The organism is Shewanella sp. MF05956 (genome assembly GCF_059758055.1).
Window position 1 is genome coordinate 180,712 of record NZ_JCAYNV010000007.1, and the last position, 21,802, is coordinate 202,513.

22 protein-coding genes are annotated in these 21,802 nt (G+C 40.8%); 13 read left to right on the top strand and 9 right to left on the bottom strand.

Features of this window, described 5'->3' with window-relative positions; translation table 11 throughout:
* Positions 1-105 precede the first annotated feature (105 nt).
* From AC19MX_RS09815 to AC19MX_RS09830, 4 genes are all read right to left on the bottom strand, one after another.
* Complete coding sequence (locus tag AC19MX_RS09815; RefSeq protein WP_432404830.1) at positions 106-771, bottom strand: alpha/beta hydrolase; 666 nt, start codon at positions 769-771, stop codon at positions 106-108.
* Between the two features lie 184 nt (positions 772-955).
* Entirely contained in the window at positions 956-1,183 is a 228-nt protein-coding gene (locus tag AC19MX_RS09820; RefSeq protein WP_160052941.1) for a DUF3389 family protein, read from the bottom strand.
* A 107-nt stretch (positions 1,184-1,290) separates the two neighbouring features.
* Complete coding sequence (locus AC19MX_RS09825; protein ID WP_432404826.1) at positions 1,291-1,773, bottom strand: FKBP-type peptidyl-prolyl cis-trans isomerase; 483 nt, start codon at positions 1,771-1,773, stop codon at positions 1,291-1,293.
* 73 nt (positions 1,774-1,846) lie between these two features.
* The gene (locus tag AC19MX_RS09830) at positions 1,847-3,094 is read right to left on the bottom strand and encodes a lytic murein transglycosylase (RefSeq protein ID WP_432404822.1); all 1,248 of its coding nucleotides are present in this window, start codon (positions 3,092-3,094) and stop codon (positions 1,847-1,849) included.
* 227 nt (positions 3,095-3,321) lie between these two features.
* Here AC19MX_RS09830 and AC19MX_RS09835 point away from each other — a divergent pair, with 227 nt between their 5' ends.
* A complete protein-coding gene (locus AC19MX_RS09835; protein WP_160052944.1) occupies positions 3,322-3,681 on the top strand; it encodes a DUF2750 domain-containing protein in 360 nt (119 codons plus the stop codon).
* Between the two features lie 89 nt (positions 3,682-3,770).
* Entirely contained in the window at positions 3,771-4,415 is a 645-nt protein-coding gene (locus AC19MX_RS09840) for a hypothetical protein (RefSeq protein ID WP_432404817.1), read from the top strand.
* Between the two features lie 72 nt (positions 4,416-4,487).
* On the opposite strand, the gene AC19MX_RS09845 is transcribed toward AC19MX_RS09840, so the two are convergent.
* Positions 4,488-5,432, bottom strand: coding sequence for a chemotaxis protein CheV (locus AC19MX_RS09845; RefSeq protein WP_432404814.1), 945 nt, complete (start codon positions 5,430-5,432; stop codon positions 4,488-4,490).
* A 183-nt stretch (positions 5,433-5,615) separates the two neighbouring features.
* Between AC19MX_RS09845 and AC19MX_RS09850 the strand changes: the two genes are divergently transcribed.
* From AC19MX_RS09850 to AC19MX_RS09865, 4 genes are all read left to right on the top strand, one after another.
* Positions 5,616-6,170, top strand: a complete 555-nt coding sequence (locus AC19MX_RS09850; RefSeq protein ID WP_432404811.1) for a lipocalin family protein — start codon at positions 5,616-5,618, stop codon at positions 6,168-6,170.
* A 55-nt stretch (positions 6,171-6,225) separates the two neighbouring features.
* The gene (locus AC19MX_RS09855) at positions 6,226-6,816 is read left to right on the top strand and encodes an LON peptidase substrate-binding domain-containing protein (RefSeq protein WP_432404808.1); all 591 of its coding nucleotides are present in this window, start codon (positions 6,226-6,228) and stop codon (positions 6,814-6,816) included.
* A 144-nt stretch (positions 6,817-6,960) separates the two neighbouring features.
* Complete coding sequence (locus AC19MX_RS09860; protein WP_432404888.1) at positions 6,961-7,623, top strand: sigma-70 family RNA polymerase sigma factor; 663 nt, start codon at positions 6,961-6,963, stop codon at positions 7,621-7,623.
* Positions 7,616-8,326 carry a ChrR family anti-sigma-E factor gene (locus AC19MX_RS09865; protein ID WP_432404805.1) on the top strand — a complete coding sequence of 237 codons (711 nt, stop codon included), beginning with the start codon at positions 7,616-7,618 and terminating at the stop codon, positions 8,324-8,326. The genes AC19MX_RS09860 and AC19MX_RS09865 overlap by 8 nt, the downstream gene beginning before the upstream one ends.
* 919 nt (positions 8,327-9,245) lie before the next feature.
* Here AC19MX_RS09865 and AC19MX_RS09870 read toward each other — a convergent pair.
* Positions 9,246-10,202: a 1-aminocyclopropane-1-carboxylate deaminase/D-cysteine desulfhydrase gene (locus AC19MX_RS09870; RefSeq protein ID WP_432404801.1), complete on the bottom strand. Its 957-nt coding sequence runs from the start codon at positions 10,200-10,202 to the stop codon at positions 9,246-9,248.
* A 213-nt stretch (positions 10,203-10,415) separates the two neighbouring features.
* On the opposite strand from AC19MX_RS09870, the gene AC19MX_RS09875 reads away from it, so the two are divergent.
* Positions 10,416-10,826 carry a YccF domain-containing protein gene (locus AC19MX_RS09875; protein WP_498297775.1) on the top strand — a complete coding sequence of 137 codons (411 nt, stop codon included), beginning with the start codon at positions 10,416-10,418 and terminating at the stop codon, positions 10,824-10,826.
* A gap of 96 nt (positions 10,827-10,922) precedes the next feature.
* Positions 10,923-11,393: an EVE domain-containing protein gene (locus tag AC19MX_RS09880; protein WP_498297777.1), complete on the top strand. Its 471-nt coding sequence runs from the start codon at positions 10,923-10,925 to the stop codon at positions 11,391-11,393.
* Positions 11,394-11,477: 84 nt separating this feature from the next.
* Here AC19MX_RS09880 and AC19MX_RS09885 read toward each other — a convergent pair whose 3' ends face one another.
* Together AC19MX_RS09885 and AC19MX_RS09890 are read right to left on the bottom strand one after the other, a co-directional pair.
* Positions 11,478-12,266 (bottom strand): TIGR00266 family protein, encoded by a 789-nt coding sequence (locus AC19MX_RS09885; RefSeq protein ID WP_498297779.1) that lies wholly within the window; start codon positions 12,264-12,266, stop codon positions 11,478-11,480.
* A 144-nt stretch (positions 12,267-12,410) separates the two neighbouring features.
* Positions 12,411-13,337 carry a LysR family transcriptional regulator gene (locus tag AC19MX_RS09890; RefSeq protein WP_498297781.1) on the bottom strand — a complete coding sequence of 309 codons (927 nt, stop codon included), beginning with the start codon at positions 13,335-13,337 and terminating at the stop codon, positions 12,411-12,413.
* Between the two features lie 218 nt (positions 13,338-13,555).
* Here AC19MX_RS09890 and AC19MX_RS09895 point away from each other — a divergent pair, with 218 nt between their 5' ends.
* From AC19MX_RS09895 to AC19MX_RS09905, 3 genes are all read left to right on the top strand, one after another.
* Entirely contained in the window at positions 13,556-14,716 is a 1,161-nt protein-coding gene (locus AC19MX_RS09895) for a homogentisate 1,2-dioxygenase (RefSeq protein ID WP_498297783.1), read from the top strand.
* Positions 14,717-14,786: 70 nt separating this feature from the next.
* Positions 14,787-15,827, top strand: coding sequence for a 4-hydroxyphenylpyruvate dioxygenase (gene hppD / locus AC19MX_RS09900; RefSeq protein ID WP_498297785.1), 1,041 nt, complete (start codon positions 14,787-14,789; stop codon positions 15,825-15,827).
* Between the two features lie 103 nt (positions 15,828-15,930).
* A complete protein-coding gene (locus AC19MX_RS09905; protein ID WP_498297786.1) occupies positions 15,931-16,548 on the top strand; it encodes a LysE family translocator in 618 nt (205 codons plus the stop codon).
* Between the two features lie 78 nt (positions 16,549-16,626).
* On the opposite strand, the gene AC19MX_RS09910 is transcribed toward AC19MX_RS09905, so the two are convergent.
* Entirely contained in the window at positions 16,627-17,805 is a 1,179-nt protein-coding gene (locus AC19MX_RS09910) for a GNAT family N-acetyltransferase (protein WP_498297788.1), read from the bottom strand.
* Positions 17,806-17,912: 107 nt separating this feature from the next.
* On the opposite strand from AC19MX_RS09910, the gene ggt reads away from it, so the two are divergent.
* Positions 17,913-19,670 (top strand): gamma-glutamyltransferase, encoded by a 1,758-nt coding sequence (gene ggt, locus AC19MX_RS09915; protein ID WP_498297802.1) that lies wholly within the window; start codon positions 17,913-17,915, stop codon positions 19,668-19,670.
* A 470-nt stretch (positions 19,671-20,140) separates the two neighbouring features.
* A complete protein-coding gene (locus AC19MX_RS09920; protein WP_498297790.1) occupies positions 20,141-21,757 on the top strand; it encodes a methyl-accepting chemotaxis protein in 1,617 nt (538 codons plus the stop codon).
* The last annotated feature ends 45 nt before the right edge of the window (positions 21,758-21,802 follow it).

Sequence of the window (21,802 nt, forward strand, 5' to 3'; positions counted from 1 at the left end):
AAATGGCTCTAACAGATAAACTGCTAAGCCACTAAAATCACTTACTTTTTTGAAACCTCACCATCGACACCATTGTTCTGAATAAAAAACAATAGCGTGAAGCTTTTATTTCAACACGTGTTGTATCCATTGACCGATATCAGTAAGTTGGTTAGGTAAAACACTGTGAGCCATAGGATAAGTGCGCCAACTTGTCTGATAATTAGCGGCTATTAACGCATCATTTGCCATTTTCCCTGCAAACAATGGCACAACATCATCTTGTTCACCGTGATGTTGCAAAATAGGTGTTGTCCGGTTTTCATCTGCAAGTTGTTCAGGTAAATGTTCTCCACCAGGTAAATAACAAGAGAGTGCCATAATACCCGCCAGTTTTTGAGTAAAACGTAAGCCCGTGAATAAACTCATTACTCCGCCTTGGCTAAATCCTGCCAAGATAATCTTACCCGCACTGATACCATTCTCTATTTGCTCATTAATCAATTGTTGCACGGCTTGCTCAGAGCTCAATACCCCTTGAATATCTGCTCTGTCATGTAAATCCATGCTTTTGATGTCGTACCAAGAACGCATCACATAGCCACCATTAATCGTCACAGCTTGCTCGGGTGCATGAGGAAAAATAAAACGAATACTGTGATTTTCAGGTAAGCCTAACACCGGAACTACAGGCGCAAAACCTGCGCCAGAATCGCCTAAGCCATGAAGCCAAATAACACATGCTGTAGCCGTTGTTTGTGGTTCGATTACAATTTTTTCTAATGAAGACATCAAATTGACCTTATTTATATCAAAAACTTGATTCAAAGAACTAACCGCTCGCGAGAGCCTGTTGATTTTGACTCTATGCCTGAAAGATCAACAGTCACTATACTTAAACAGATTAATTCAAGATGTGCACTAAGCATATCATTCCAATCCATTTGCAAACAGATTTGAGGTTATTAGCTTAAGCTTACTGAGCTTGAATACCGGTGCAATTGAGCACTTGCTCTAATTGTGTCGCATTGTCGAGCTTAATGCTCCAACGCACAGTGCCACCATCAGCGGCAATAACCAGACCTTGATGAAAACAACTGATGTCGTCAACAGAAGCGGTTAATACAATATGATTGTCATGAAAACGACACTGGATTTCATTGATGGTAACAATGAGCTTGCCGATTGAAAAATCAATGACCATGACCTTCCCTTTTAATAGCGTTAAAAAATACTTAAGTCATCATACTGTTACCCAAATAAAAATCCCAAGTGATTCACTTGGGATTTCAGAGTAAATAACAATATTACTTAGTGGTGATGACCACCAGCGCCATGGGCATGACCATGTGCGATTTCTTCGTCTGAAGCATCACGAGCACCAACAATTTCAATGTCGAATGTTAATTCACGACCCGCTAAAGGATGGTTAACATCCACAGTCGCCATAAACTTACCGACTTTGATGATGGTAACCTGACGTTGACCTTGTTCAGTGTTGACCACTGCTGCCATGCCGGGTTTCCATACTTTAGCGCCCACTAAATGTTTTACAGATACACGCTGCTCAGCATCTTGTTGGCGTTCACCATAAGTGTCTGCTGCTGCTGGTGTAATGGTAAACTTCTCACCAATTTCTTTACCGTTTATGGCATCTTCGATACCAGGCATCATGTTGTCATGGCCATGTAAGTAGGCAATCGGCTCGCGGCCTTCATTTGACTCAATCACTTCGCCTTTCTCGTCACGCAGTGAGTAATTAAACTGCACAACCATATCGTCTTTAATGCTCATTTTTATTCCTTAACGCTAAAATTTTGCCGAAGCTTATCAAAAGGCCGCCAAAGCAGCCACAAAAAAGTCAATGTTATAGCGTAATACCAAGACGTTTAAAGGTATCGACATCTGGAAATCCGTCAGCAATCAAGCCATGTTGCTTTTGATATCCTTGCAAACCTAATGCAGAGTTACGTCCAAAAATACCATCCGGTTTACCCACATCAAAACCGGCATCATTCAACTTTTGCTGGAGTTGTTTTACGATTTCGCGGCTTAATCTTGGTTGTTTGGGAACGGCACGAGTTAATTCTGGTGAACCATTGATACGATCAGCCAAATGCCCCACTGAAATGGCATAAAATTCAGATCGATTCCAACGCATAATCACATTAAAGTTGTCATAACCTAAAAACGCTGGCCCAGTGTGTCCTGCTGGTAAATACAATGCAGCTTGCATATCTGCAGTGGCTATTGGCTGGCCATTGGTCTGCTTTATATTTAAGGCACGCCACTGTGTTAACGGTAATACTGATTTACTGCCTAAATACTCAAAGGCATAATCTTGAGGAATAAGAACTTCACGGCCCCAACGTTGATCCGCTTTCCACCCTAAGTGTTGTAAAAAATTAGCGGCCGATGTGAGCGCATCAGCTTCACTGTTCCATAGGTCTGCAACACCATCACCGTCGCCATCAACAGCATACTTACGGTAATTAGTCGGCATAAATTGAGTATGCCCCATGGCTCCGGCCCACGACCCAACCATTTTATTATCAGCGAAATTATATTGCTGTTTTAACTTTAATGCTTGTATTAACTCGCCGGTAAAATAATCACTGCGACGAGGATCGCAACCTAATGTCGCGAGCGAATCAAGAACAGGCATACTGCCTTTATAACTGCCAAAGTTTGTTTCTAAGCCCCAAAAAGCGACTATGTACTGCCCAGGGACACCATATTCTTTGGTTAAGTTAGCCAATAATGCTTGATGCTTTGCCATCATTTTTCGACCTTGATCAACGCGCCAAGTCGTGACCCGTTTCTCAAAGTAATCGCCAAACGAGGTCGTAAACTCGGGTTGTTGATTATCGAGTTCTATCACTCGAGGCACATACTTTAAATGAGCAACAGTCGTGTCGATGATATGTTGTGATATCCCAGCCGCTTTGGCCTTTTGCTGCAAATTAATTACACAAGTGGCAAAATCTGCTTGTACAGGCTCAGGCGGAACAATCACAACAGGTTCTGGGGAGGCGGATACCGCGCAAGCACTTAATAAGGTGCTTGAAACAAACATGGAAGCAACAAACACTGAAAAACGGCTTTTATGGGTCATGAAAACACTTACTTATCACAAATGAATGACGAATATCGTGACGCATCGCTTCTCAGGAAACAAGACCTGTTAGCATTAATCCCTGTTTATTTATTCAAAACCGACCATTTTAATCACCCAATTGGTATAAAGAATCAGCATTAACAACATTGTCATTAATTAAGCCTTTTCCTTATTTTGTGAGTACGTATAATGAGGTTAATTCTCACTCATTGAAGCGACTTATCATGACCGAACAAACTCCCGCACTAATCGGCTTTATCGAAAACGTAAAACAACACCAAGTCTTATGGGGCTTACAAGATGAAACAGGTGAAGGCTGGGTAGTATGTGACTCATCTGAATTTGAAGAAACCGACGTGATGCCTTTATGGTCAAGCGAAGCAGCCGCGACCAGTCATTGCACTGAAGAATGGGCAGATTATAAAGCGGTTACCATTACCCTAACTGAGTTTTTAGAGTACTGGGTTGGCGATTTAAATGACGATGGTGTACTTATCGGTATTGATTGGGAAGCCGATCAAGAATGCGAAGAAATTGATCCAATCATTTTGGCAAAAGAATTAGTCGACTTCGAAAAAGAATAACTTTTTTGAATCGACATCACTTAAGCTGCTCTTTATGAGCGGCTTTTTTATTTTAAGCTCTCCACTCACTACTTAAAGCGTGCAAGCCTATGCCAACATTAATTGATATTCCTTTTGAACAGCGCCACACATGTTGGTTTTGCGCAGAACCGAGTGATCAAATTTTTGATTATTATCGAATGACCCACACACCGCACCCCTCTCTTGCGGTGCCGGCTTGTAAAGAGTGCTTAGGCTTAGCGAAGAAGAACCCATTAACCTCGATTTGGGATTGCCGCGATGCCGTTAAAGATCAGCTAATGCACCTTTACCGTAAAGATTTAGCCATTGGCATTAATTGGACCGAGCAAGAATTACAAGAGTCTGAATTTGAGTGCAAAATCTTTGGTGGCTTTAAAAAAAGTGCATGGATGATGTACCAAATAGCGCAAGGACGTATTAACGCTAAAGGTTGGCCATTAAGTGTAGAAGGAGTACTACTCGATGGTGAAAATGGTCATTATCAACGTGGGTTCGAGTTTGACGACGTCACCTTCACATCATTACCAAAAGCAATTGAGCATTACAGTAATACATTATCACTTGACCCAAACTTTCTGAAACAATTGGTGACGTTACTTGGTAAAGCTAAATTTTGCCATGCGATTAAAGTCGCTAGGCTCAATATTGGTATCACTCGCGAACATCAACGTAGAATTATTGATGAGCTAATCGAAGACAATGACCAGACATAACGTGGCACGAGTGCGACGCACAAACGGCAGATAAGTTTCTGCCGTAACCCTTATGGAATCATAGTTAGTGATCTATACCGACAAAATCGCACGCAGCCGGTCTTGCACCACACCCACTAACAAATCTGGCTGAAACTTAGAGATAAACTCGTTACAGCCCACCTTTTCAACCATGGCTTTATTAAAACTGCCACTGAGTGACGTATTTAACGTAATAAATAATGATGCCATGCGCGGATCAGCACGCACTTCCGCAGTGAGCTTATAACCGTCCATTTCGGGCATTTCGGCATCGGTAATCATCATCAATAATTCATCTGCCACATGCTTGCCATTATCAGCCCAGCCTTGCAGCAGCTGTAATGCCTGTAAGCCATCTGATGCCTCAACAATCTCGATGCCTAATGGTGTTAACGTATCACGAACTTGCTTACGTGCCGTAGACGAGTCATCGACAATTAACACTTTACGACCGTGCATTTTCCCCGCTAATGCTTCATCTAACACCCCGTCAGATAAGCTAACATCGTAATCAATAATCTCTGCAAGTACCTTCTCAACATCAATAATGGACACTAATTGAGTGAGCCCATCTTGCTCAATTTTCGTAATTGCAGTGAGGTAATTATGTCCACCCGATGTTTTTGGTGGCGGCATAATGTCGCTCCAAGTCATATTGATAATATGCTCAACTTTACCGACCAAAAAAGCCTGCACGCTGCGATTGTACTCTGTAATAATCAAATTACTGTCTTCGGTAATCGGCCTTGGCGAATAACCGATCGCTTCACGTAAATTAATCACCGGGATTGATGCACCTCTAATATTCGCGACGCCATAAATATTGGCATTGCTGCCGGGAAAAGCATTAATAGTGGGTAACTTCACCACTTCTTTTACTTTAAACACATTAATTGCGAATAATTGCGTAGAGCTAATGCGAAATAATAACAGTTCTAAACGGTTTTCACCGACTAACTTGGTGCGTTGATCTACCGTATCGAGCACTTTTCTCATAAAGCCATCCACCTACTGAAAATAACAATCGAGTAAATTATACTAAAAAACGCAGACAAAAGGACGTAGTAAGCATGATAGAACCGACAAAAAAGGATTAAACCGGTTAATTGAAGATCAATCTAATGTTCTAAGTCGTATAGTTAACAATAATCGATATAGTTTTATAAAACGGAGTCGACAATGAAAAAACGATTAAGTCAGATGATAAAAATGCCTTTACTTGCACTGTCAGTATTTGGGCTATCGGCCTGCACAATAATTGATAAACCAGTCGATGTGGTCAAGCCGTTTGAGCTAAATCAATATTTAGGCACCTGGTATGAAATCGCCCGTTTAGATCATTCATTTGAACGCAATATGTCAAATGTCACTGCGCAATACAGTGTTGACGGCGACAAAGTGGTGGTCATCAATAAAGGATTCAAACAAGATAAACAACAATGGGATCAAGCTGAAGGTAAAGCTTATTTTATTAACGGCAGCAATCAAGGTTTACTCAAGGTCTCCTTCTTTGGCCCATTTTACGGCGCATACCAAATACACGATATTGTACAAAATGACCAAGGGCAATATACCGATTCATTGGTGATCGGTCCTAATAATGACTATGCATGGATTCTATCGCGCACCGCCACCATTGACCCGGTTATTAAGCAGCGCTTTATCACTAAGCTTAACGCATTGTCGATAAATGAAGATAAACTCATTTGGGTTAATCAAGGTGATCAACAATAACTCAGCAAGCGTATAGTTAAGCCGATGCACCGTAATACACAATCCAGAGGTTGTAATGATTATCCCAATTTTTCCTTTACCGATTTGCCTACTCCCACAAGGGTATACGCAACTGCGGATTTTTGAAGCCAGATACAAACGATTGGTGTCTGAGTCGCTAAAAAGTGGCCAGGGTTTTGGGCTGTGCATGTTATCTGACGACAAAAAAACCATCATGCCAATAGGCACTCTGACACACATTATCGATTTTGAAACGTTAGAAGATGGCTTATTGGGCATAAGTGTTCAAGGTAAGCAAACCTTCACCATAAATAACATTACAGAAGAAAGTGATGGCTTAAAACGTGCTGAGGTAACGCTCATTGATGGGTGGCCAAGCAATATCATTGAAACGCACCCTGCTCAACCACACATTAAACTCAATGAGCGTAAAAAAGATCAGTATCTCAGCAAAACATTAAAACAGCTGCTGCAACAATACCCACAACATTTAGCCCATTACAGTGAAAACGACTTTAACGACATTTCATGGGTATGCCAACGATGGTTAGAGATTATTCCATTGAGTGCCAAGGAAAAATACCAGTGCATTCATAGTCACGACCACCTATTGGCTAAATCTTTTTTATTCGACGTTATAAAATAATCACATTTTATGATCCGTTAATCTACATCAGCCGTATAACTCAATAATGACTTGATCAACTACCCTGTGCAGCTGTTTTAGTAGCTGCATAAATGGCATATACACATATGCTCAATAGTGATTTATTGGATGCGAGTGAAAAAAATGGAAAATGTTCAATCACAAAGCGCACAAACTCGTTATGATAAGGGAAATCTTGCACAAAGATCCTCTAATCAACGAAATGGTGCTATGAAATCAGACGAACCTAATCCGCTAGCAGACGAGCTTGCTCAACTTATGATGCAGGTTGCAAACAACCGCTGCAAAACATCATTTGCCAAACTTTTTTCGCATTTCGCGCCCAAAATAAACTCTTTTGGAGTCCAGCGTTTAAGCCAGCAAGGTTTAGCAATGGATTTGGTACAAGAAACCATGTCTCGCGTGTGGACCAAAGCACATTTGTACAATGCAGACAAAGCTGCGGTTAGCACTTGGGTATTCACCGTTATGCGTAATCAATGTTTCGACATGCTTCGCAAAGTACAACACAACCGTGAAGATGCATTTGGTGATGACATTTGGCCATTATTTGAATCAGATGATGCAGAAAATAATGATGATGACTTTTTATTATCAGCAAGCTTACTGCAACATGTTGAAGAATTACCACCATTACAACGCCAGGTGGTTCAAGGTATTTACATGCAAGAGCTGACACAACAAGAGTTGGCAGACAAACTGAACATTCCTATCGGAACAGTTAAATCCCGACTTAGACTCGGCTTAGAAAAGTTAAAAAGCTTTATGGAGAAACATTATGATTAATTACCACCCAGATCAGCATTTGCTGTCTCTCCACGCTAAAGGTGAGTTGCCTCTTTCAATGTCAATTGCCATCGCAGCGCATGCAGAATTTTGTCCGCATTGCCAACAACAGCTAGATCAAATGACAATTGCGTTGTCTGAGCAGCAGTTTGAGCAAGGTGATGTCAAAAATACAACCGCAGCGGAACAACACGTTGAGTTCGACGATTTACTCAGCCAATTTTTGTCATCAACACTCGATGCATTAGACACCGATGATAGTGTTGATAGTGTTGATAGTAAGGCTACATCACAGCCTGAGATAATCGACAACAGTGTCACCATTAAAGGTCAGCATTATCCTTTACCGCGTGTGTTTAAAAAGCAAATTAATGCTTCATGGCAAGGCATAGGTAAAGTGAGCCGCTTACGTTTAGACACCGGTGAACCACAAGCAAGAGCAAGCTTGTTGCACATTGCGGCAAACGGTGAAATACCGGATCACACCCATAAAGGTTCTGAGTTAACGTTATTGCTAGCTGGTGAGTTTAGTGATTGTTACAACACTTACAAACCAGGTGACTTTATGTTGCTTGACCAAGACCACGAGCATTCACCTAAAACAACTGAAGGTTGTTTATGTTACACAATCGTAGATGCGCCACTGTACTTTACAAAAGGCATCAGTAAGTTACTCAATCCTATTGGTGAGTTACTTTATTAATTAGGTGTTGCTGTAAATCGCGATAATAACATTATCGCGATTTAAATCATCAACTTAAAATAAAAACCAATTGAAAATATAATATTTATAGCGGTAATCAAGCAAAAAATGCATGTTATTTGTCTTTTTTATGAAAAACGTTGTTGCTATAAACGAAAAGTGAGTATAGAATCCATACAGATTTAAAAATCTTGTTAATTTTGGTACCTACCTGTAAGTCTGCTCAACTTCCTTCGTAAACCCAAGACAAGCTTCTGCTCATTTTTATTGACCATGACATGGCCAATGTTTGTATGAACATTATCAACAAACTTTATCCGTCATAACACTGTCATATAATTATGTTCAACTTACTCCGTTAAGTGAAAAGTATAAACAATAGTGATTAGGTTTTATTATCTTAATCAACTATTTATAAAACAACACTTGATTAGTGAGTTCAGAATAGGTTAAGTTAAATCTCGACAAGTTAATCTTTCGCACCACTAAAAAATGCCAAGGATATTATATTGAACAATTTTTTCACCCAAGGGTGATAAGCACAAATAAGGAATGTGACATATGTCATACAACATAAATGGACATGAAATTTCAGTTAGCTTTCCAGTTAATTCAATTTCGTCAAACAAAAATTCAATTGCTTTTACCGACAGCCTAGGTAAAAACAAAAAAACCTTTTCAAAGCGTATTGAAGCAATAAACTTCATGAAATGGTTAATATCTGCAAGTAAGTAATACCCCTAACGCATCGCGTTAATCATTTGCTCTGTTATTTAATAAACTCATTTCTCGGTATTCTCCTCTCACTTACCGATGTTTATTAAAACAGAGCAAAATGAATTACCCTTTACAAAATCCCATCGATATTTCAATAAGTTTTTCATTAAAAAACTCATTACATTTTTGCGTTTAGTTATCGCTATTTTGCAAATTTACGTTGATATCTTGGTAGCATCGTTTGATTCCCCAATACCCCACCTTGATGTAAATACACAATATCGCCTTGCCACTGCGGGTGTTTAGCTAAATAATCTTTTAGCACTAAAAATCCAACAGGATCATAGAGTAACTCAAACTCAATGCCAGACTCACACACAGTTTTCCACATATCAAAACAGCGCCTAGTGAGCTTACCAAAATGATATTTATGGCCATCATTGACTACTGTCGGAAAATACACCTTGTCGACTAATTGTGAAAATTGCTCTGTTAAGTAGCCATCACCGCCTACAGTACTGCAGGTTATCACCTCAATATTGAGTTGGGTTGCATCAATACAGGCTAATTGTTGTATGAGTTGCTTATTTAAATACGCGGCAGTTGTTCCTGTACCTGAGGGTAAAAAAACTTTTAATTCACTGATGTTATTTAATCGAGCCCAATCGATGATCTCGTTGGCTAATATTGCTAAACCTACTTCAGCATATTCGCAGCGTCCACCTTCAGGAATGTGTAACAGTGAACAAAACTGCGAATTGTTGGACTCTAGTATTTGTTTTACGACGTCATCTAAATGCATCTGTTGATATTGGTCAGCCTGTTTCCGTTTGCTGACATCAATAATATTGGCGCCATTCGCGATTGCCGCTGCATAATTACCTTTTGGGTGATGAATAATAAAGTCGTTTACGTGACTCACGTAATAATCAAATTGCCAGCCTCGTTGCTTAGCTAATACAGACATTGAATATAATGAGTTTGCTTGAGCAGAGCCAGATCCTACCAGATGAGTAACATGAGAATAATCTTGCGATAAAAAATGATAAAACTTGCGCGCCTTATTACCGCTAAAATCGGGATGCAATAAGTCATCACGTTTCACAAAAATACGTCTTTGTTCAAATAACATCTGCTGTACAGGGCTTGTCGTAAACATGATCAATCTCAAAATCATTAAGATGAGTATTTTAACCAAAAAATGATAAAACTCACCGTTTGATTTGTTTTTTTCACTATAGCCAATCTAAAACAACGCCAAAAAATCACAAAAACCCATTAAAAGCATATACTTAACACTTTGGCATGAAAATCGCTTAGTTAAGAGTAATTGGTACAGGTTATGTACATTAGCTTCTAATAAGGAATAACAATGTCTCTTTTACGTTTGCTGTTTAATATTGCTTGGTTTGTTTTAGGCGGTTTTGTGATGGGCTTGGCCTGGTGGCTTGCTGGGCTGTTGTGCTTTATCAGTATTATTGGTATTCCATTTGGCCGTGCGTGTTTCGTGATTGGCGAAATGGCATTTTGGCCATTCGGCCAAGAAAGTGTGAATCGTAAACACTTAACGGGTAATGAAGATCTCGGCACCGGTAGCTTCGGCTTAATCGGTAATGTCATTTGGTTCTTGTTCTTTGGTATATGGTTAGCGATTGGTCATTTAGCCCATGCCCTGGCCTGCTTTGTGACCATTATTGGCATTCCATTTGCGATACAACACATTAAGTTAGCACTGTTAAGCCTAACGCCAATTGGCCAAACAGTTGTAACAAAACCAGTATAAACTGACGTTTACCATAGAGCCGATAACATCATGTTGTCGGCTTTTTGCTGTGTGGATGGTAATGTATACCCAATAATAAATACAAAAGAGTAATGCATGAAATATTGGTTAATGAAGTCTGAACCCGATGACATCAGTATTGATGACTTACGTGATAGTCCAAACAATACAATGTCATGGCAAGGGATCCGTAATTATCAAGCACGAAATTTTATTCGTGATGACATCAATGCGGGTGACAGTGTTCTGTTCTATCATTCAAGCTGTAAAGTACCAGGTGTTGTTGGGATTGCCAGCGTTGTCAGCCAACCGCAACTTGATGCGAGTGCATTTAATCCTCAATCTCGCTACTTTGACCCTAAGTCAGACCCAAGTAAACCACGTTGGTGGCAAGTAGATATTCAGTTTACACATAAACTCGATCAATTAGTTCCGCTAAGCCAACTCAAAAGTGACCCGACATTACAACACATGGTGTTAGTGACCAAAGGTGCTCGGTTAAGTGTGCAACCAGTTACAGCCAATGAGTTTGAGCACATTGTTAAGCTCGGCCAAACGGCCAAATAACGCCATTAACCAAAAGTAGAGATGAATAAAAAAGGTGACTAAATTCAGTCACCTTTTTTTAATTAATTCACATACAATCAACTGTTAATTAATCATGCGTCCAATGCCACCTAACACCGAACCTTCACCTTGGTCTTTGCCGCCACTAGAAGGTGCGTGAGCAATAATACGATCTGCCATGCGAGAAAATGGTAAGCTTTGAAGCCATACCGTGCCATGTCCTTGCAGGGTCGCTAAAAATAACCCCTCACCACCAAACACCATTGATTTAAGTGAACCTGCACGTTGAATGTCGTAATCAATCCCTGGGGTAAAGCCCACTAAACACCCTGTATCGACACGTAATGTTTCACCGCGCAGTTCTTTTTTGATTAAAGTGCCACCCGCATGCACAAACGCCATACCGTCACCTTTAAGGCTTTGCAAAATAAAGCCTTCACCGCCAAAAAAGCCGACTCCAAGGCGTTTATTAAACTTCATCGTAACCTGGGTGCCCAACGCTGCCGCTAAAAAACTGTCTTTTTGGCATATCAGTTCGCCATTATGTTCAGCAAGATCGATAGCCAATATTGTGCCAGGAAACGGCGCTGAAAATGCAGCCTTACGTTTACGATTACCTTCATTGGTAAAGTGAGTCATAAAGATCCCCTCACCTGAAATAGCACGCTTGCCTGCACCCAATAATTTACCAAAAAAGCCAGACTCCGGTTCTGAGCCATCACCCATTTTCGCTTCAAATGAGATATCTTCTTCTAGGTATGTCATTGCCCCAGCTTCAGCAACCACGGCTTCATTAGGATCTAATTCTATTTCGACCAACTGCATACTGGTTCCAATAATTTCGTAATCGACTTCGTGACATTTTCTGGTCATTTTTTGCTCCTTAAAAATGAATGTTACTCGTTTATATTTATCTTCGCTGTGCCTTAGGTTTAGGTTTAGGTTAACAAGATGTAACCACTTTTCCCACGCCAACTTTGTGACATAATATGTCTAAGTGATTATTGTTAATACCAGTTAACCTAAACCTGTACCACTAAAGCCAGTTTGTTGCTGTTGATACAGGGCAAATTCTTGCAAAATAAGTTCGGTAAATAATTGGCCTGCTCGGCCTAATGGCCGCTCTAGCGTTGACACTAATTGTGGCGTGAAGCTAAAACGGTTACCACCAATAAAATCCACTTGCGTTAATTGACCGTTAGCGAGTTCTTCTGTGATCAAAAAATCAGGCATCCAGCCAAAGCCCAAGCCTTTTAATAAGGCATTCTTTTTCATAATAAAGCCAGAGAGATAAAACACTTTATCACCACCAAATTGCATTTCATCACGTGCTCGTTTACTCGGAGAGGAATCTTCAATGGTGAGCTCAACATGCTGTTGTAATTCAGGTAGGCTGATGTTGTGCAATTGACTCAAAGGATGCATGGGTGAAGCCACCAGCACACTGGTGATAGTCGGTAACGGTTTAGGGAGATAAGACGGTCCCGTTCGATAATCTTTAACTAGCATTAAATCTGCTTGATCGCGCTCAAACCGATGTTGCACCCCGCCTAAAAACTCCATATTTAACTGGATTTTAGTGGGAATGTTATGTTCAGACATCAGCTTTAAAGCACTCATGATCGGCTCCATGGGCAGAGCACCATCAATCACCAGTTCAAGCTTGGGTTCCCAGCCTTGACTGAATCTGCTGGCAAGATGTTCTATGTTAGCCAAGTGCTGCAATAAACGCTGGCCTTCAGCCAAAATCACCTTTCCCTCCGGCGTTAACTCTGCGCGGTAATGATCACGATTAAATAAAGTCACCCCTAAATGTTGTTCTAATTTTTTAACTTGGTAGCTCACTGCAGACTGAGCCTTATGTAATCGCTCCGACGCTTTAGAAAAACTTCCTTCTTCAACAAGGACTTGCAGTACATTAAACGCATCAATATCAATTCGCATAGCCGCTCCAGTGTCTTGTTATCAATACACTTGTGTAAAGCTAACGTAACCATCTATTAATTTGATTGAGATAAGCTTTTTATTATTCTTTTTTTTGTGGATCTTTACCACTAAATTGTTAATAAGATCACATATTGGTTTGCCCAGTGCGATTAGGCCATAACAATAATCAACATTCAGCCGCGTCACACGCAGTCGATTAACCATAGGAATATCAAATGCCATTCTATGTTAAGCAAGGACACATTCCGACTAAGCGTCATATCGCCTTTGAAAAAGACAATGGTGAACTTTATCGCGAAGAGTTATTTTCAACTCACGGTTTTTCAAATATTTATTCCAACAAGTATCACCATAACATGCCAACAAAGGCGATTGATGTTAAGCCTTATACGTTAGGGCACGGTGAGCAATGGCAAGATCCTTTAATTCAAAACTATAAATTGGATTCGCGCCAGGCCGATGGCCAAGGCAACTTTTTTAGTGCCCGTAATAAAATCTTTTTCAATAACGATGTAGCGATGTATACCGCCAAGGTCACTGAGCCCACAACTGAGTTTTACCGCAATGCTTATGCTGACGAAGTGGTCTTTATCCACGAGGGTGAAGGCCAACTGTTAAGCGAGTACGGCGTTATTAACACCAAAAAGTGGGATTACTTGATTATTCCCCGCGGTACCACATACCAATTAACCTTTAATGATTATCAAAACGTACGCTTGTTTGTGATTGAATCATCGTCAATGGTGGAAGTGCCAAAACACTTTAGAAATGAATACGGCCAAATGCTTGAATCTGCACCTTATTGCGAACGTGATATTCGCACCCCAACCTTAACCGATGCAGTGGTTGAAAAAGGCGAGTTTGCCTTAGTGTGTAAGTTTGGCGATCGCTATCAACAAATGATGTTGCAATGGCATCCATTTGATTTAGTCGGTTGGGACGGTTGTGTGTACCCATGGGCGTTTAACATTAGCGAGTATGCACCTAAAGTTGGCAAAATTCATTTACCGCCATCTGAGCATTTAGTCTTTAGCGCACACAATTTCGTGATTTGTAATTTTGTGCCGCGCCCTTACGACTTCCACCCAAAGTCGATCCCGGCACCTTATTACCACAACAATATCGACAGCGATGAAGTGCTTTATTACGTTGACGGCGACTTTATGAGCCGTACCGGGATTGAAGCAGGCTACATGACGTTACATCAAAAAGGGGTACCGCATGGCCCACAACCTGGCCGCACCGAAGCCTCGATTGGTAAAACAGAAACTTACGAATATGCGGTGATGGTAGATACCTTCAACCCACTTAACTTAACAACTCATGTAAAAAATTGCATGAGTGATGATTACAACCGCTCTTGGTTAGAAAACTAAGACCGCGTTTATATTTAACCAAAGTCACCAAAGAGTGATGGCGTGTTGACATAACAAAAAGGAAAACAAAATGGCTAGCGAACTTAATCCACTGGGACTTTTAGGCATCGAATTTACTGAATTTGCCAGCCCAGATACAGAATATATGCACCAGGTCTTTATTGATTTTGGTTTTTCGATGTTAAAAAAAGCAAAAAACAACGACATCGTTTATTACCAACAAAACGACATTAACTTTTTGTTAAATAAAGGTCGCTCAGGCTTTTCTGCTGAGTTTGCTAAATCGCACGGCCCAGCAATTTGCTCGATGGGTTGGCGTGTTGAAGATGCTGACTTTGCATTCACAGAAGCGGTTAATCGCGGCGCTAAACCTGCAGATGATGCAAACAAAGACATGCCCTACCCAGCCATTTACGGTATTGGCGACAGCTTAATTTATTTTATCGACACTTTTGGCGAGCAAAACAATATCTATCAAACCGACTTTGTCGATTTAGAGCAACCAATTGTCACGCCGGAAAAAGGCTTTATGGAAGTCGACCACCTAACCAACAATGTCTACAAAGGCACCATGGAGAAATGGGCGAATTTTTATAAGGATATCTTTGGTTTTACCGAAGTACGCTACTTTGACATTAGCGGTGCGCAAACCGCATTGGTCTCTTATGCGTTACGTTCGCCAGATGGCAGTTTTTGCATCCCGATTAACGAAGGTAAAGGCAACGATAAAAATCAAATTGATGAATATTTGGGTGAATATAACGGCCCTGGTGTACAGCATTTAGCCTTTAGAAGCCGTGATATCGTGGCGTCATTAGATGCAATGGAAGGCACATCGATTAAAACGCTGGATATTATTCCTGAATATTACGACACCATTTTTGAGAAGCTACCACAAGTCACCGAAGATCATGATCGCATTAAACATCACCAAATTTTGGTTGATGGCGATGATGACGGCTATTTATTACAGATTTTCACCAAAAATCTATTCGGCCCTATCTTCATTGAGATTATTCAACGTAAAAATAACCTTGGCTTTGGCGAAGGTAACTTTACAGCGTTATTTGAATCCATTGAACGCGATCAAATGAAACGCGGTGTGCTGTAAGCAATCAATATAATCTGATACATAAAAACCAGCAAATTGCTGGTTTTTATCATTTTAGGCCATTACACTCAGCCCTCTAAATTGTTTATTAAAGACTCGAGTCATGCCTGATTACGCCGTACTAGCCGTATTTATACCCACGTTCTTTTTTGTCTCTATCACCCCAGGAATGTGCATGACCTTAGCAATGACACTGGGCATGAGCATTGGAGTACGTAAAACATTATGGATGATGTTAGGTGAGCTTGTTGGCGTAGCATTGGTTGCGATAGCCGCGGTGTTAGGCGTTGCCAGCATTATGCTCAATTACCCACAGGTATTTGATTTACTCAAATGGGTCGGCGGCGCCTATCTTGTATATATCGGCATTAATATGTGGCGCGCGAAAGGTAAAATGGCGGTCATCGACAATGCACAAGTCAATACCCGCCGTGTAAGCCTGATAAGCCAAGGGTTTATCACCGCCATTGCCAACCCTAAGGGCTGGGCGTTCATGATTTCACTATTGCCACCGTTTATTAATGTCGATAATCCAGTTGGTCCACAGCTTGGTGTGTTACTGGGTATTATCATGATAACCGAAAGCGTATCGATGCTAGCCTATGCCAGTGGCGGTAAAAGCTTACGGCTGTTTTTAAGCCGCGGCGATAATATCCGTTGGATGAACCGTATCGCCGGTAGCTTGATGATGCTTGTAGGTGTGTGGCTCGCACTGGATTAATACCAAAAACCTACGCCCTTCTTGTTAGATGACCTTACTGACGCTATTGCTTCTGTAGAGCCAGACTTGTTACTGCTCTTACTGATCACTCACCTTGTAGGGTAATTGCTCTGTCATCTGCTGCATATAAAGGCTAATGTGCTGCTGTTCTTGCTGACAAAAATCAGCAATGGCCTCACTAAAGCCTTGATGCTTAATAATATGGCTTGAATAAGTGGCAACAGGATAAAATCCTCTGGCCACTTTATGCTCACCTTGCGCGCCTGCGTCAAATACACTTAACTGATTAGCAATGGCATATTCGATGCCTTGATAATAACAAGCCTCAAAGTGCAAACCATCAAACTCGTTTAACGCTCCCCAATAACGACCGTATAAATGGCTGTCTGAGACAAAATAAAGCGCGGATGCCACAAGTTGATTATCGCTATTCTCAATCAATAACAACCGAATTGATTCGCCCATAGTCCTGGCGATTAATGAAAAGAAATCAGCCGACAAATAGCCTTGATGACCAGAGCGTTTCAAATAAGTCCGTTGATAACATTGCACAAATCCTTGCCATTGCTCAACAGTGGCTTTATCGCCATCAACAAAGGTAAAGCGCAACGCGGCTTGCTGAATTTGAGCTCGTTCTTTAATGATGTTTTTACGTTTTCTAGAACTCATGCTCGCCAGAAAGTCATTAAAATCGCTATAGGCTTGATTACGCCAATGAAATTGACAACCAAGACGTTGAATGACGTCTGTATTCCCCCACTGTTCATGTTGTGATTGCTGGCTAAATAATCCATGCCAAGATGACCAATTACGCTCAACAAGCTGCTGGCGAATAAACTGGCTCGCTTGGGCAATCACACATTGTTTTTCAGCTTCACTTAGCGATGGCGCAAAGCCAATACGTTGCCCGGTTGTTGGTGTAAAGGGGATACTGCTGACTAATTTAGGGTAATAGTCTAATTGATTTCGCTCATAAGCTTCCGCCCAAGCCCAGTCAAACACATACTCTCCCCAAGAGTGCGTTTTAATGTACATCGGCATCAACGCAATAAATGTATCATCCTGACTTATCACTAAATGCTGTGGTTGCCAGCCAGTTTTTACACTCACACAGTGGCTTAATTCTAATGCGGATAAATATTCATGACGTGTAAATGGATGAGTGATTCCAAAGTAATCATTCCAATCGGATTTTTTTATCTCACTAATAGTATTAATAAATCTGAATTGATAAACTAGCGCCCTGGTTTGTTCCACTCAATACCCACCTGTAAATGTTTAATCGTTCTATTTAAAATCTCATACCAATTGCCGCTATCATGTGGCATCTTCAACAACATAATCAAATAAATAAACACCAAGGAATGATCGTGAGCCGACTCCCTAAACTGAAACCATTATTACTTAGCGCAGCATTATCAGTCTCATTGTGCTATCCGGCCTTACACAGCGCCCCATCTTATGCCAATGATATCTCTATTTTCAGCGAAATGGCGACCGCGCAGCCAATTTATGCCAAACATGGCATGGTCTCAAGCCAAGAAGCGATTGCAAGCAAAATTGGTGTCGATATATTAAAGCAAGGCGGCAATGCCGTTGATGCTGCTGTTGCAGTGGGTTATGCCCTCGCCGTTACACTCCCCAGAGCGGGCAACATCGGTGGAGGCGGTTTTATGTTAGTACATTTAGCAGAGCAAAATAAAACCATTGCTATCGATTACCGTGAAACCGCGCCAAGTAAAGCCCATAAAGATATCTTTTTAGACGAAAAAGGAAATGCCGTCGACAAACTTAGCCGTGAGCATGGCTTAGCAGTAGGCGTCCCGGGTACCGTTATGGGTATGGAGCTTGCGTTAGCAAAATACGGCACCATGAATTTAAAACAAGTGATTGCCCCTGCGATTAAATTAGCCAAAGACGGTATTGTGGTTACCTCTGATTTATCAAACTCATTAAGCGGGCTTAAATCACGTATTACTCAATGGCCGAGTTCTGCCAAAATTTTCTATCACGCCGATGGTAGTGACTATCAAGTAAACGAAATCTTAAAACAGCCAGAATTAGCTCATTCGTTATCACTTATTGCAGACAAAGGCAGTAAAGGATTTTACCAGGGTGAAACAGCGAACAAGATTGTAGCAGCAGTTCAAGATGCAGGCGGCGTGATGAGTTTGCAAGATTTAGCAAACTACAAAGTGGTTGAACGTGAACCGGTGCGTGGTCATTATCGTGGTTACGAAATCGTTTCTATGCCGCCACCGTCATCTGGGGGGATTCATATTATTGAAATGCTCAACGTCCTCGAAAAATTCCCCATTGATCAGTTAGGACACAATACGGCAAATACGCTACACCTTATGGCAGAAACCATGAAGTATGCCTATGCCGACCGCAGTGAATTTTTAGGTGACCCTGATTTTATTACTGTGCCTGTAGAACAATTAATTAGCCGCGAATACGCTAAAACGATTTCAGATAAAATCGCGATTAATAAAACCACCCCAAGCAGTGAAATAAAACCCGGTAAACTTGCCGGTTATGAAAGCGACCAAACCACGCATTACTCTGTTGTAGACCAATGGGGTAACGCAGTGGCAAATACTTATACCCTTAATTTTAGTTACGGTTCTGGACTCGTGGCAAAAGGCACCGGTATTTTACTTAACAATGAAATGGATGACTTTTCAGTTAAACCCGGTACACCTAACGGTTATGGCTTAATCGGTGGCGATGCCAATGCGGTTCAAGGTAATAAGCGACCATTAAGTTCGATGAGCCCAACGATTGTCATGAAAGACGGTAAACCGTTCATTGTGACTGGCAGCCCAGGCGGTTCGCGCATTATTAACATTACCTTGCAAATCATCATGAATGTCATTGACCACAGATTGAATATTGCTGAAGCCACTGCGGCAGCTCGAATCCACCATCAATGGCAGCCAGACTTTATTTGGGCCGAGCATACGCTAAATCGCGATACCATCTCGCTACTTGAAGCCAAAGGTCACCAGGTAAAAACCCAAGAATCTATTGGCAGCACGCAATCGATCATGGTTACAGATCAAGGTATTTTCGGCGCATCTGATCCTCGCCGAGCAGGTTCTGCCGCTGTTGGTTATTAACACTAACCGCTAAACTCAATCAGCACGTAACGTAAAGGCGACTTTAATGTAAAGTCGCCTTTATTAATTATTCAGATTTAAAAATAATGAGGTGCAAACTAAACGTTATAACTACACGCCGACTCTTCATTGATAACGCTTAAACTGACAAAAAAATTGTAAATAAATTTTATTACACTTCTAGTTCTAGCCATCTCAAATGTAAACATCACTTTAAAAAAACAAAACAACTGTTTATTATTAAATCACAATAAAACATCACACTTTCATGGTATTAGAAAAATCTAATGCTAATTTTTATATTAAAAAAATAATTTTCAAACGCATCCTATATTGCTTTAACGCAATAACTGACGATACTTTACACAATCAACAGTTTGTTAATAAGCATCCGTTTTTATTAGCAATTTAATCACTAAATTTATAATGTTATTATTAACTGGTTATCAACTTACTACGAAAAGGGCGCCATGCAGCTAACTAATTTAAAAATCAGGCACAGAATTGCCCTGCTAACATTTGTCGCCATTGTGTCGTTTGTGATTTCGTTAATCATTAACAACCAAACGGGTGAAGACAATGCACAACGGTTAAACGGACTTCAAAACCAACTTTATCCCGCGCTCAATTTAGCGACCGTTAACCAAGGCTTATTACTACAGTTAGATCAAACTATTCAGTCAGCGATTACTACTGGCGAAGAAGACAGTTTAGATATTGCGGCAACAATGGTTAAACACATTAACGATAATTTGACCGAGTTAGCGGTATTACTGCCAACAGAGGTTAGCCATGTGCAACAGCAAAAGCGTGAATTAGCCTTGTATCATGAAAACGCCAGAAGTTTGGCCGCTGAGTTTATTAAAGATGATGTCGACTTTAGTAAAATACAAGTTCAAGCGGCTGATAACGCCAAACGCTATCAATCCTTACTTAAGCAGTTTGCCGAGAAAAAACAAGCCTATTCTGAGCAATTTGAACAACAGATCCAGACCACGATAACCCGAACAGAACAAGCGGAAAACAGTGTGTTAATCATTGGCATTGTCGCGACGGTGGTCATGATTGGGTTCGGATTATTAGTCAATAGCTCTATTATCAGTACAATCGATAATGTGACTCAATCTCTGAGAAACATCTCTGAAGGTGAAGGCGATTTACGCTCACGCATACAATATCAAGGCAAAGATGAAATAGCAGAACTTGTTTATTGGTTTAATCAATTTATTACTAAACTTCAATCATCTTTTGCCGATACAAAGCACACAACAGAACATTTAAATGAAGTGGCACTCGGTTTATTAAACGGCAGTCAGCAAAGTGAACTAAATGTTGAACGCCAGAATGCGGCAATTGAACAAATTTCTCATGCGATGAAAGAGATGTTTGTCAGTGTTACTCATATTGCAGAGTATGCATCAAGTGCAGCATTAGAGGCTGAAAATGCCAATACTGAAGCTAAGAAAGGCTTTGTGATTGTAAATGAAGCCGTAGACACGATAAAAACCTTAGCTGAAGAAGTACAAACCACTGCGGTTGTGGTAAATCAATTAGATGCCTTTACTCATAAGGTCAATGGCATCCTTGACACCATACGCAGTATTGCAGACCAAACTAACTTATTGGCATTAAATGCGGCAATTGAAGCGGCAAGAGCCGGTGAGCATGGCCGAGGGTTTGCTGTTGTCGCGGATGAAGTGAGAACTCTCGCATCACGGACACAAACATCGACTCAAGAAATTCAAAAAGTGTTAAAAGAGCTAACAACCACCTCTAAACAAGCGGTTGATGCGATGCAACGCGGTATTGAAACGGCTGACAAAGGCGTTCGTTCAACCTCAACAGCGGGTGATGCCTTAACCAGTATTACCAATAAAGTCAGTGCAATTGCAGAGGTGAATGACCAAATTGCCGCTGCCACAGAAGAGCAGCACAATACGTCAGTATTAATTCAACAATATGTGGCCGAGATGGAAAGCAGTGCGCAAAAAGTCAGGGCTACTACAACGGATATGGGCGGAATAAGCGTTGATATTCAAAACATAAGTGAAAAACTGCAATCTATTACAAACCAATTTAAGGTTTGAGTACATTGTATCGGCAATATCTATTATAAAAATGAGCCTTTGGGC